This is a genomic window from Nereida sp. MMG025 (genome assembly GCF_021654165.1).
GTDB lineage: Bacteria > Pseudomonadota > Alphaproteobacteria > Rhodobacterales > Rhodobacteraceae > Nereida.
Genome location: NZ_JAKFZN010000001.1, coordinates 912,286 through 923,994, shown reverse-complemented (window position 1 = coordinate 923,994; position 11,709 = coordinate 912,286). Strand labels below are relative to the sequence as shown.

General features: G+C 57.8%; 10 protein-coding genes. 3 read left to right on the top strand and 7 right to left on the bottom strand.

Going from position 1 to position 11,709, the window contains the following annotated elements; all coding sequences use genetic code 11:
* Positions 1–39 precede the first annotated feature (39 nt).
* Positions 40–1,041, bottom strand: coding sequence for a hypothetical protein (locus L1065_RS04555; RefSeq protein WP_237094246.1), 1,002 nt, complete (start codon positions 1,039–1,041; stop codon positions 40–42).
* Positions 1,042–1,119: 78 nt separating this feature from the next.
* A complete protein-coding gene (locus tag L1065_RS04550; RefSeq protein WP_237094245.1) occupies positions 1,120–2,745 on the bottom strand; it encodes an AMP-binding protein in 1,626 nt (541 codons plus the stop codon).
* Between the two features lie 79 nt (positions 2,746–2,824).
* Here L1065_RS04550 and L1065_RS04545 point away from each other — a divergent pair, with 79 nt between their 5' ends.
* The 3 genes from L1065_RS04545 to L1065_RS04535 all read left to right on the top strand — a co-directional run bounded on the left by L1065_RS04545 (position 2,825) and on the right by L1065_RS04535 (position 5,223).
* A complete protein-coding gene (locus tag L1065_RS04545; RefSeq protein ID WP_237094244.1) occupies positions 2,825–3,718 on the top strand; it encodes a DMT family transporter in 894 nt (297 codons plus the stop codon).
* The gene (locus L1065_RS04540; RefSeq protein ID WP_237094243.1) at positions 3,715–4,359 is read left to right on the top strand and encodes a sulfotransferase domain-containing protein; all 645 of its coding nucleotides are present in this window, start codon (positions 3,715–3,717) and stop codon (positions 4,357–4,359) included. Before L1065_RS04545 ends, L1065_RS04540 begins: the two co-directional genes overlap by 4 nt.
* Before the next feature lie 189 nt (positions 4,360–4,548).
* The gene (locus tag L1065_RS04535) at positions 4,549–5,223 is read left to right on the top strand and encodes a Hint domain-containing protein (protein WP_237094242.1); all 675 of its coding nucleotides are present in this window, start codon (positions 4,549–4,551) and stop codon (positions 5,221–5,223) included.
* A 397-nt stretch (positions 5,224–5,620) separates the two neighbouring features.
* Here the strand turns inward: L1065_RS04535 and L1065_RS04530 are convergent, their stop codons facing one another.
* The 5 genes from L1065_RS04530 to L1065_RS04510 are packed head-to-tail and all read right to left on the bottom strand — an operon-like array spanning position 5,621 to position 11,699.
* Positions 5,621–7,822 carry a 3-hydroxyacyl-CoA dehydrogenase NAD-binding domain-containing protein gene (locus L1065_RS04530; RefSeq protein ID WP_237094241.1) on the bottom strand — a complete coding sequence of 734 codons (2,202 nt, stop codon included), beginning with the start codon at positions 7,820–7,822 and terminating at the stop codon, positions 5,621–5,623.
* Between the two features lie 12 nt (positions 7,823–7,834).
* Positions 7,835–9,046, bottom strand: a complete 1,212-nt coding sequence (locus L1065_RS04525) for an acetyl-CoA C-acetyltransferase (RefSeq protein WP_237094240.1) — start codon at positions 9,044–9,046, stop codon at positions 7,835–7,837.
* A gap of 10 nt (positions 9,047–9,056) precedes the next feature.
* The gene (locus L1065_RS04520) at positions 9,057–9,686 is read right to left on the bottom strand and encodes a glutathione binding-like protein (protein ID WP_237094239.1); all 630 of its coding nucleotides are present in this window, start codon (positions 9,684–9,686) and stop codon (positions 9,057–9,059) included.
* Between the two features lie 22 nt (positions 9,687–9,708).
* On the bottom strand, positions 9,709–9,921 hold the full coding sequence (locus L1065_RS04515; protein WP_237094238.1) for a hypothetical protein: 213 nt from the start codon (positions 9,919–9,921) through the stop codon (positions 9,709–9,711).
* Complete coding sequence (locus tag L1065_RS04510) at positions 9,921–11,699, bottom strand: acyl-CoA dehydrogenase C-terminal domain-containing protein (RefSeq protein WP_237094237.1); 1,779 nt, start codon at positions 11,697–11,699, stop codon at positions 9,921–9,923. Before L1065_RS04510 ends, L1065_RS04515 begins: the two co-directional genes overlap by 1 nt.
* Positions 11,700–11,709 lie beyond the last annotated feature (10 nt).

The following is an 11,709-nucleotide window of genomic DNA, read 5'->3' as shown; positions in this document are numbered from 1 at the left end:
CGTGATCCCAAAAGGGACGCGGCCGTTTCTGTTGGCGGGCTATGCGCCACAGATCCCTTGTAGGGCAATCCATTGACCATCGCTCAGAAGGGTGCGGCGGGTGCCTTGGTCTGCCTCGATAAGCGGCAATGTCGTTTCGCCGCTTGGATCTAGCGCGTAGCCCAAGGGCGCACTGCCCACACCCGCCTGTGCCAGCGCGGTTTGTAGCCTGTCCATCGGCAAGGGCGCGGGCGTGGTTTTCACCAAGGCCTCGGCGTAGCGGCGCAAGACATCGTCGGGCATGCTGGCTGTGGTCAACAGGCGAAAGGTCTGGCGCAAGCCCGCAAAGCGCAACAGCGGCTCCAGCGGGTCGGCACCATCACTGCGCAGCGTTTCGGCCACCAGATACCCTGCCGTTACCTCCACATCGTCAAAATCTTCGATGACGGGGGCGTTGATCAGGATTTGCCCGCCAGGAAGCTGCAGAGTGTCGGGCAGCCCGCTTTTGTGGACAATCGGCACCGCCGACAGCTCCAGACGCTGGCTGAGTTGCGCAAGGGCGCGGCGGCCTTCGGGCAGCGCGCAGGGCGGTCCGGCCAATCGCCCGATGTGATCTTCCAGTTGCGCCCCGATTTGGGCGCGTTTGACCTCTGGCACCACTGAAAGCGTATGGTGTGTCAGCGCATCGGGAAGCCAGAACAGACCGACCCACCCCACAACCGCGACAGAGCCTGCCAGCAAAGCCCACCGCAAACGGCCCGGGTGGGGGCGCGATTTTTCGATGGCCTTTTGCACCTTTTCAATGGCGTTGATCATCGTCTCGTCGGTGAGTTCAAGCTGCTCGTCGCCGGCATCATCGGGGGTGAAAATCGCAGGGTCCGTGCCGACATTCAGCCGCGTGATGGCGGCCAGCGACCAATGCGAAAGGATGCGATCTGCGGTGTCGCTGATGACCAAAGAGGCATCGCCGAAAGACACAATCACCTCGCGGCGCTGCGCCTCTTTCGTGGCGCGCCACAGACCCGTGCTTTCCAGCAGGGCGTATTCTTTAAGGGCGGTCATCTGATTTGGCTGCTCTGCCTTTTTTATCAGACTACCTTATTTTGCGCCCTGCGAAAATACGAATTTTCATGCGCGGTGTCACAGCGTTTTGGCCAAGGTCCGCAATTCAAACTTCTGGATTTTGCCCGTCGATGTTTTGGGCAATTCCTGAAACACCACACGCTTGGGCGTTTTGAACCCTGCAAGGCGTTCGCGGGTAAAGGCGATGATCTCGGCCTCATCGGCGTGGGCACCGTCTTTCAGCTCGATAAAGGCGCATGGCACCTCGCCCCATTTGTCATCGGGTTTGGCGACCACGGCGCACAGATTCACGGCAGGGTGGTGCATCAATGCGCCTTCCACTTCGACCGAACTGATGTTTTCGCCCCCCGAAATGATGATATCCTTGGCGCGGTCAGCGATCTGCACATAGCCGTTGGGATGTTGCACGGCGATATCGCCCGAATTGAAAAAGCCGCCCTTGAAGGCTTCTTCGGTCGCTTTGGGATTTTTCAGATACCCTTTCATTACCGTATTGCCGCGCATGACAATCTCGCCTTGTGCGGTGCCGTCGCGGGTGATGGGGTGGCCGTGTTCGTCCCAGACCTCAAGCCCTTCAAGCATGGGAAAGCCCACGCCTTGTTGTGCTTTGATTGCGGCTTGTTCGGCATCGGGCAGCGTCCCCCAGTTGGGGTCCCACAGACATTCGGTGACGTGGCCATAGGTTTCGGTCAGCCCGTAAACCTGGGTGACGTTGAACCCCATCTCGCCAATCGCGGCCAAAGTTGCGGCGGCGGGCGGCGCACCTGCGGTGAACACCTGCACCGTGTGATCAAAAGGTTTGCGTTCGGCGTCCGTGGCATTGACGATCATGTTCAGCACAATCGGCGCACCGCCGAAATGCGTGACCCCTTCGTCGGCAATCGCGTCATAGATCGCCTTGGCCGAAATATCGCGGCAGCAATGCACGGTGCCACCAAGCAAGGGCATCATCCATGTGTGGTTCCAGCCGTTGCAGTGAAACAGCGGAACGATCTGCATGAACTGCGGGCGCAGGGTCATCTGCCATGTGATCGGCGTGCCCATCGTCATCAGATAGGCGCCGCGGTGGTGATAGACCACGCCCTTGGGCCGCCCCGTGGTGCCTGACGTATAATTCAGCGACAGGCTCTCCCATTCATCTTGGGGCATGATCCATTCAAAATCGGGGTCGCCTGTTTCAAGGAATGCCTCGTAGGCGATTTGTTCGCCAATTTCGTGCACGCCTGCGTGGTCATCTGGCACTTCAATGATCTGGGGGGCAGGGCCTTCCATGCGGGCGATGGCTTCCATCACCATTGGCAGGAACTGGCTGTCGACCAGCGCGGCTTTTGCCTCGCCGTGGTCAAAGATATAGGCAACCGTATCAATATCGAGACGCGTGTTGATGGTGTTCAAAACGGCGCCGCAGGCTGGCACGCCAAAGCTGGCCTCAACCTGCGCGGGGATGTTGGGCAGCACGGTGGCCACCACATCACCGGGTTTGATGCCGATTTTGACGAGGGCCGAGGCAAGACGCGTGCAGCGTTCGTAATACGCGGCATAGGTTTTGCGGTGCGGGCCATAGACCACGGCCGTGGTGTCCGGAAAAACCGCAGCCGCGCGCCGCAAATGCGACAGCGGTGTCAGTGGCACATGGTTGGCAGGTGATTTCTCAAGACCCGTTTCATCGCGCATCCAGCCCATTTGCAAACCTCCCCTTCAAATGTCTGACTTTTGACTATGGCGCTTGCGTCGCACAATGCAAGAGGCCAAGGATAGCGCCATGAACCAAAATTTACCCGCAATCGGATTCATGATCACCGGAATGGCGATCCTTGGCGTGATCGACAATTTCATCGTCTATATCTCGGACGAGATCAGCCTGTGGCAATTCCACACGGTGCGCAGCACCATCGCGGTGGGGTTTGTCTGGGCCGTCGCCCTGTGGCGCGGCTGGATCATGTGGCCCAAGCGCATTGGATGGGTCGTGGCGCGCAATGTGTTTTTTACCGCAGCAATGATCCTTTATTTCGGCTCGCTTGGGTTTTTCCCCTTGCCTGTGGTGGCGGCAGGGCTGTTCACCGCGCCTGTCTTGATGGTGTTCATCAATGCCATCTGGTCGCGTGAAAAGATCGGACATGTGCGCCTGATCGCGGCGCTTTGCGGGTTTGCGGGCTGCTTGCTTGTGCTGAAACCCGACGTGGGTGCCTTTGGTTGGGAAAACCTGATCCCGATGAGCGCGGGGGTCTGTTACGCCATCGGCAATCTGGCCACACGCAAATGGTGCGAAGGCGAAAGCGCCTTGTCGTTGCTGTGGACCTATATGACGATGATCGGCGTGGTGGCGGCACTGGTCTCGGTCTATTTCCAGATGAATGCAGGCGATACCTACCTGAGCCGCGCTTGGGTGTGGCCATCGGCGCAGACATGGTGGATTTTGATCGCGCAGGCCTTGGTGTCTTTGGTGGGGATCGGGCTTATCATGCAGGCCTATCTGATCGGAGAAGCGACATATGTATCGGTCTTTGAATACACCTTGCTGATCTTTGCCAGTATCACGACCTATGTGATGTTCGGCACAATTTTGGGGCCACTGGGGTTGCTTGGCATCGCCCTTATCATTGTGACGGGCGCGGTGATTGCGCTGCGCAGTCGGGCGGCACAGGTGCCCGCATGATCTATTCCAAGGGGCGCAAATACCTGTTTGTCCACGCGCCCAAAACGGGCGGCACGGCGCTGACACTTGCGCTTGAGGACCGTGCGATGGCCGATGATGTCATCGTGGGCGACACCCCCAAGGCCAAGGCGCGGCATAAACGGCAAAAGAGCCTGCAGGTGGCAGGGCGGCTTTGGAAGCACAGCACCCTGCGCGATATTGATGGGCTGATCACGCCGGAAGATCTGGCGCAGACATTTATCGTGACGCTGGTGCGCAACCCGTGGGACCGCGCTGTCAGTTATTACCATTGGCTGCGCGAACAGGATTTTGCCCACCCCGCCGTGTGGCAGGCCAAGGCGACCACGTTTGAACGCTTTATCACGTCGGACGAGACGTTAACCAGTTTTCGCAGCCATCCATTCGGGGCATATGTGACGGATACAAACGGGGCAGAGCGGTGCAATGCATTTGTGCGTCTCGAACATCTTGCCCAGGACCTTGCCCCGTTTGAGGCCCATCTGGGGTTTGGCTTGGATGTTCCAAGGGCCAATGCCTCGAAACGCGGCGGGGACTACCAACCCTATTTTACCCGCGACTCACAAAATGCCATCGCGCAAGCCTGTGCCGAAGATATCGCGCGGTTTGGCTATTCCTTCTGAAAACACCTAAAATTGTCGCCAAATTGGCTTCAATCTTTTCGTTAACCCCCTGTTTACCAGCTTTGGGCGCATCAATGACCTATTTGCGCCTTTTTTCGGACCAAGGAGCGCCCTTGGAATCACCCCATATGGTTTCAACGCAAACGAAACACCGCCCAAGACAATCTGGGCCGACACCGGGGACATAAGATGTTCAACTTTCGCGCCGATAAGACTGCCACAATGGATATGAGCGACCGTTCGGGCGCATGGAACGGGTCCGAGATGATCTCGACCACCGGTTTGGTTGGCGGCACGAAAGTGGCAACCCCAACGGGGTGGCGCGTTGTGGAAGGCGTGGTTGCCGGCGATAAGGTTCTGACCTTTGACGGTGGCATGCAGACGGTGATCGAAGTGCGCCGCCGCGTTTTGTGGTCAGGTGCGCGTCCTTGCCCCGATCACATGTGGCCCATGCTTGTGCCAGCTGGCGCATTGGGCAACCGCGAAGATATGTGGATGGCACCCGAGCAGCATGTTTTGCTGGAAAGCGACACGGCCGAGCAAGTCTTTGGGGATCCTTTTGCGTTGATCCCTGCGGCGGCCTTGGAAGGCTTCCGCGGCATTCAACGGTCGTTCCCACATGAAAAAATTGACGTGATCGAGCTGGTCTTTGCGCAAGACGAGGTGGTGTTTGCCAATTCCGGCGCGTTGTTTTTCTGCCCCCGCGGCACCGATTTTGTGAGCGACCTTTTTGGTGGCGCAGAAGAGCCACTTTACACGCCGCTGAGCGTTGAGCAGGCAGATGATCTGATTGAATGCCTGTTGATCGAAGATCAATCGCGCCGCCCTGCCGCCGCCCAACACGGCTTTCGCGCCGCCGCCTAATTCAGGTCCGTCTGGGGATCTTCGCGTCACACTTGGATACCCGACAGACGGGAGCGCCCTGCGATTTCATCGCGGGGCGTTTTCTTTTTGGACAGCCTGTTGCGCGCAAAGCCTGCTGGCATTTGCGATATCGGGTGGAACGGGGTTTGTATGAATGTGATCGGCAGGCCTGCCAAAGGGAGTGTGCGGTCAAGATCAAGGATGCCAAACCTTGGTTCACTGGAACGACGCTTGCGCGCCTGTGGGACCATTTGGATAAGAACGTTCTTGGGTAACACTATGCCGCACAATGGTTAACGGCAGGTAGCACCTGCGCACGGTGGTGTTGCGCCGGTCTGCATGAAATACGGCACAGCCCCACCGATTGCGGCGGGGCTGCACCCTGGAGCTTCAGGTTTTAGGCCGCTTTCTTTTCGCCGCCAAAGCGTCCGTAGAAGCTTTGGTTTTTGTCGGCCATGTCGCGCAGCAGATCAGGGCAGCTGAACCGATCGCCAAATTCTGCGGTCAGTTGATCACAGACCTCAGCCGCATAGGGGGCGCCGATCATATCAAGCCACGACAGCGGCCCGCCCGACCAAGGTGCAAAGCCCCATCCCAGGATCGCGCCCACATCGCCTTCGCGGATGTCCATCAGAACACCGTCTTCGAGGGCGCGCACGGCTTCGAGCGTTTGGGCGAACAACAAGCGGTGTTGCACCGTTTGCAAATCGGGCTGATCGTCGGCGACGGGGTATTTCGCGCTCAGACCCTCCCAAAGCAGACCGCGTTTGCCTTTCGCGTCATAGGTGTAAAAGCCGCTGTTGGATTTGCGGCCCAAACGGCCTTCGTCGGCCATCCAGAACAGCACGTCATCCACGGCACCATCGGGATAGGCATCCCCCATCGCGGCGCGGGTGGCCTTGGCGATTTTGACGCCCAGATCAATGCTGGTTTCATCGACCAGTTGCAGCGGCCCCAATGGCATGCCCACCAGTTTGGCCGCATTTTCGATGAGTGCGGGTTCAACCCCTTCGGCGACCATGCGGATGCCTTCGTTGATGTAGGGGATGATGCAGCGGTTGGCATAGAAGAACCGCGCGTCGTTAACCACGATCGGCGTCTTTTTGATCTGGCGCACAAAGTCCAGCGCCTTGGCAACTGCGCGGTCACCTGTTTCTTTGCCTTTGATGATTTCGACCAGCATCATCTTTTCAACGGGGCTGAAGAAGTGGATGCCGATGAACTGTTCAGGGCGTTTGCTGGCCTTGGCCAAATCAGTGATCGGCAAGGTCGATGTGTTGGTGGCAAAGATGCAATCCTCGCCCACAACGGCCTCTACGTTTTTGGTAACCTCCGCCTTGATCGCAGGATCTTCGAACACGGCTTCGACGATCAGATCAGCGCCTTTGAGCGCGTCATAATCGGTGGTCGCCGTGATCAAACCAAGCACCTGATCTTTCTTTTCAGGCGTTGTTTTCTTGCGTGAAATGCCCTTGTCCAGATAGCTTTCGACATATGCTTTACCCTTGTCTGCGGCGTCTTGCTTTTGGTCGATCAGCACCACTTCGATGCCAGCCATAGCCGACACCAGCGCGATGCCAGCCCCCATCATGCCCGCGCCCATGACGCCGACTTTGGTGACCTTTTGATCGTCCACATCAGCGGGGCGGACAGCGCCTTTTTCCAGCGCTTCTTTGTTGATGAACAGGCTGCGGATCATGTTCGAACTGCTTGGGTTCATCAGCACATTAGTGAACCAACGCGCCTCGATCTTGATGGCGGTGTCAAAGTCGACCATCGCGCCTTCATAGACCGATGACAGCAGCGCCTTGGCGGCGGGGTAGACGCCTTTGGTGTTGCCGTTAACCATTGCCGATGCCCCAACGAAGGTCATGAAGCCAGCAGGGTGATAGGGCGCGCCACCGGGCATTTTGTAGCCCTTTTCGTCCCATGGTTTGACGATCTTGGGTTCTGACAAGACCCATTCTTTGGCCTTGGCCAGCAATTCATCTGCAGGCACAACTTCGTGGATCAGGCCTGCAGATTTGGCCTTTTGCGGATTGCTCAGCTTGCCTTCCAGCAGGAAAGGTGAGGCCCCCATGGCGCCGAGCAGACGTGTGACCCGCGTTGTGCCGCCCATGCCCGGAAAGATGCCGACCATGATTTCTGGAAGGCCGATTTTCGCCTTTGGGTTGTCTGCCGCAAAGATGCGGTGGCAGGCCAGAGGGATCTCGAACCCGATACCAAGTGCTGTGCCAGGCAGGGCTGCAGCAATCGGTTTGCCGCCCTTGTTGGTTTTGGGCTCCATGCCAGCACGTTCGATTTTGCGCAGCATGGCGTGGGTGTTCATCAGCCCCTCAAACAGGCCCTTGGCAGGATCATCGCCGGCCATTTCCTTCATCTTGGAGATGATGTTCAGGTCCATCCCGCCTGCAAAGGAGCCGTCTTTGCCAGATGTGATCACAGCGCCTTTGATGGCGTCATTTGACAGCACTTCGTCGATCAATTTGTCCAGATCGTCGAACCCTTGTTGGTTCATCACGTTCATGGATTTGCCAACGGTATCCCATGTGATCACAGCTACGCCGTCAGCGTCGATATTCATTGAAAAGTCAGACATCTGAATGGCTCCTTACACGCGTTCGATGATTGTTGCCGCACCCATGCCCGATGCGATGCACAGGGTGGCGAGGCCGACTTCTTTGTCCGAGCGTTCCAACTCGTCCAGCAAAGTGCCGATGATGATGGCGCCTGTCGCACCAAGCGGGTGGCCCATGGCGATCGAGCCGCCGTTGACGTTGACCACACTGTCGTCGACATCAAAGGCTTGCATGAAGCGCAAAACCACCGAGGCAAAGGCTTCGTTCACCTCGAACAGGTTGATGTCTTTGATATTCATGCCAGAATCCGCGAGGATCTTGTGGGTCACAGGCACGGGGCCTGTCAGCATGATCGTCGGATCAGTGCCGATTTTGGCGGTCTGGCGGATACGCGCGCGCGGCTTGAGGCCATTACGCTCACCGAACTCTTTGGAGCCGATCAGGACACCCGCAGCACCGTCGACGATGCCCGATGAATTGCCTGCGTGGTGGATGTGGTTGATCTTCTCAAGGTGCGGGTATTTCATCAGTGCGATTTTGTCGAAGCCGGGCATAACTTCGCCCATGGCTTGGAATGCAGGGTTCAGGCCGCCGAGGGATTGCATATCGGTCTGGGGGCGCATGTATTCGTCGTGGCTGAGGATTTCGAGACCGTTTTGGTCGCGCACTGTGATCACAGATTTGTCGAAACGCTTGTCATCCCAAGCGGCTTTGGCACGCTGTTGGGATTTCATCGCCAGTTGGTCGGCGTCATCGCGCGAAAACCCGTATTCGGTGGCGATGATGTCGGCGGAAATCCCTTGGGGGACGAAATAGGTTTCCATCGCGACGCTTGGGTCCACGGCAATCGCAGCACCGTCGCTGCCCATGGCGACGCGGCCCATCATTTCGACGCCGCCTGCGATATAGGCGTCGCCTGCGCCGCCTTTGACTTGGTTTGCAGCAAGGTTAACGGCTTCCATGCCAGACGCGCAGAACCGGTTAATGGCAAGGCCCGGGATGCGTTCATCGAGGTCTGAGGCCAGAACGGCCGTGCGGGCCAGACAGCCGCCTTGTTCCATCACTTGGGTGACGTTGCCCCAGATGACATCTTCGACGGCGTGGCCTTCAAGGTTGTTGCGTTCCTTGACGGCATTGAGAACTTGCGCGGACAGGCGCACGGATGTCACTTCATGCAGGCTGCCGTCTTTGCGGCCTTTGCCGCGCGGGGTGCGCACGGCGTCATAGATATAGGCTTCGGACATTGTAGTCTCCTTATTCAGGTGAGGCAGGCAAGGCGCGCTGCATCAGATCGTAGGGGTGTTTCCAGCGGGGCTGATCGCTGATGCGGGTCAGCCATGCGTCAATGGCGGGATAATCGGAACGGTCGAACCCGTAGGGTTCGGGGTAATAAAGATACGCGCAGTTGGCGATGTCTGCGATGCTCAGCGCATCGCCCACCATCCAGTCGCGGTCCGTCAGATGTGTGTCCAACACCGACAGCGCGGCTTTGAAACGGCCTGTCAAAAAGGCGTTTACATCGGCGTTGCGTTTCTCGGGCGGCAGGAAGTTGGTCATGAAGCGCAGCACGCCTGCTTGCGAGGACATCTTGTGATTGTCCCACAGCAGCCAGCGTTGCAGCTCATACCGGTCATCGCTGCCCAGTTTGCCCGTTTGATCGACGACATATTGCTGGATCACGCCCGATTGGGTGAGGGTCAGATCGCCGTTTACCATGACGGGCACTTCGCCCATCGGGTTGAGCTTTTTGAAATCGTCAGAGCGCGCGGCGCCTTTGAAGAAATCGACAAAAACGGGCTGCCAATCCATGCCTGCCATCTCCAGGCTCAGCGCGGCTTTGTAGGCGTTGCCGCTTTCGCCGAAGCAGTAGAGTTTGATTGTCACGTGGCACCCCTCCCAAGGTTATTTACTTCTTGCGGTCTTCCAATTCGGCGTTGAACAGACGCAAGCGGTGCGGCAATTTTTCGTCGTCCATAACGCTGTCGAAGTTCTCGAAGAGGAACGACAGTGCCTCGCCTTCGTCCAACCCCGCATCGGCGGCAAACCGTTTGAGACGGCGGTAGCCATCCTCGGTCATGGCGACAGGAAAGCGGCGGGTCAGGCGAAGGCGTTTGGGCATCAGAAGTTGGCCGCGTCCAGTTCCATCACCGTGTCTGCGCCTGTTTCGATACGGGCCAGATGGGTGCGGGTGACGGGCAGGTGGCGGGCCATGTAGTATTTACCAGTTGCGATTTTCGTCTGATAGAATTCGGTGTCCGAGGCCCCATTTTCCAGCGCATCGTAGCTGGCTTTGGCCATCATCGACCAGACCAGACCCATGCAGACCTGACCGAACAGATGCATGAAATCATACGATCCCGACAGGGCGTTGTTGGGGTTCTTCATGCCGTTTTGCATGAAATACATGCCAGCGGCCTGCAGGTCTTTGGATGCGGCTTTCAAGGGCTCAAGGAAGTGTTCCTTCAGCTCGGCGTGATCCCCGTTGTCTTTGATGTAATTTTTGACCAGCTCGAAAAAGCCCATGACGGTTTTGCCGCCGTTCAGGCCCAGTTTGCGGCCTACAAGGTCGAGCGATTGCACGCCGTTGGTGCCTTCATAGATCATGGTGATACGGGCATCGCGCACGAATTGTTCCATGCCCCATTCGCGGGTGAAACCGCTGCCGCCAAGGGTTTGTTGCGCCAGAACGGTCGTCTCAAAGCCTTTGTCGGTCAGGAAGCCTTTGATGATCGGCGTGAGCAGCGAGATCAGATCATCGGCGTCTTTGTCGCCAGCGCGGTGGGCGCGGTCGATCATGGTAGAGCCCCAGAAGGTAAAGGCGCGTGCGCCCTCGATAAAGGCTTTCTGGTCCATCAGGTTGCGGCGCACGTCGGGGTGCACGATGATGGGATCAGCGGGTTTGTCGGGTGCTGCGGCACCTGTCACATCGCGGCCCTGCAGACGGTCCTGGGCAAAGCCAAGCGCGTTTTGATAGGCGACAACACCTTGGGCATAGCCTTGCAGGCCAACGCCGATGCGGGCTTCGTTCATCATGGTGAACATCGCGCGCATGCCTTTGTTTTTCTCGCCGATCAGGTAGCCCGTTGCGCCATCATAGTTCATCACGCAGGTGGCGTTGCCGTGGATGCCCATTTTCTTTTCGAGACCACCACACGACAGCGCATTGCGTTCGCCAAGGCTGCCGTCTGCGTTCACCAGGAATTTTGGCACGATAAACAGCGACACACCTTTGATGTCATCAGGTTCGCCGGGGATTTTGGCCAGAACAAGGTGGACGATGTTGTCGACCATGTCGTGTTCGCCCGCCGAGATCCAGATCTTTTGGCCCGAGACTTTGTAGGTGCCGTCGTCTTGTGGTTCGGCCTTGGTGCGCATCAGGCCCAGATCCGTGCCGCAGTGCGGTTCGGTCAGGTTCATGGTACCGCCCCATTTGCCCGCAATCATATTGGGCAGATAGGTTTCTTTTTGATCGTCTGTGCCGTGGGCCACAATCGCCGACATCGCGCCGTGGGCCAGACCTTGATACATGTTGAAGGCCATGTTGGCCGACGACAGCATTTCGCCCACTGCTGTTTGGATGATGTAGGGCATGTTCTGGCCGCCGTATTCTTCGGGCATGTCCAGACCCATCCAGCCGCCTTCGGCGACGGTGTCAAAGGCTTCTTTGAACCCTTTGGGCGTGCGCACAACGCCGTTTTCCAAAACACAGCCCTCTTCGTCGCCGACCACATTCAGCGGTGCGGTGACGTCCATGGCAATTTTACCTGCTTCTTCGAGGATCGCAGATGTGAAATCGGCGTCCAGATCGCCGTATCCTGTGATCTGTTGTTCCGAGACCTTCAGCATCTCGTGCAGGACAAATTGCATGTCTTTGGTGGGGGCGGTGTAATGCGGCATCTGTGTCTCT

Excerpts from the sequence above, each read along its gene's own strand:
- L1065_RS04530 (WP_237094241.1), bottom strand. The coding sequence starts at position 7,822 with ATGTCTGACTTTTCAATGAATATCGACGCTGACGGCGTAGCTGTGATC.
- L1065_RS04515 (WP_237094238.1), bottom strand. The coding sequence starts at position 9,921 with ATGCCCAAACGCCTTCGCCTGACCCGCCGCTTTCCTGTCGCCATGACC.
- L1065_RS04550 (WP_237094245.1), bottom strand. The coding sequence starts at position 2,745 with ATGGGCTGGATGCGCGATGAAACGGGTCTTGAGAAATCACCTGCCAAC.
- L1065_RS04555 (WP_237094246.1), bottom strand. The coding sequence starts at position 1,041 with ATGACCGCCCTTAAAGAATACGCCCTGCTGGAAAGCACGGGTCTGTGG.
- L1065_RS04540 (WP_237094243.1), top strand. The coding sequence starts at position 3,715 with ATGATCTATTCCAAGGGGCGCAAATACCTGTTTGTCCACGCGCCCAAA.
- L1065_RS04525 (WP_237094240.1), bottom strand. The coding sequence starts at position 9,046 with ATGTCCGAAGCCTATATCTATGACGCCGTGCGCACCCCGCGCGGCAAA.
- L1065_RS04510 (WP_237094237.1), bottom strand. The coding sequence starts at position 11,699 with ATGCCGCATTACACCGCCCCCACCAAAGACATGCAATTTGTCCTGCAC.
- L1065_RS04535 (WP_237094242.1), top strand. The coding sequence starts at position 4,549 with ATGTTCAACTTTCGCGCCGATAAGACTGCCACAATGGATATGAGCGAC.
- L1065_RS04545 (WP_237094244.1), top strand. The coding sequence starts at position 2,825 with ATGAACCAAAATTTACCCGCAATCGGATTCATGATCACCGGAATGGCG.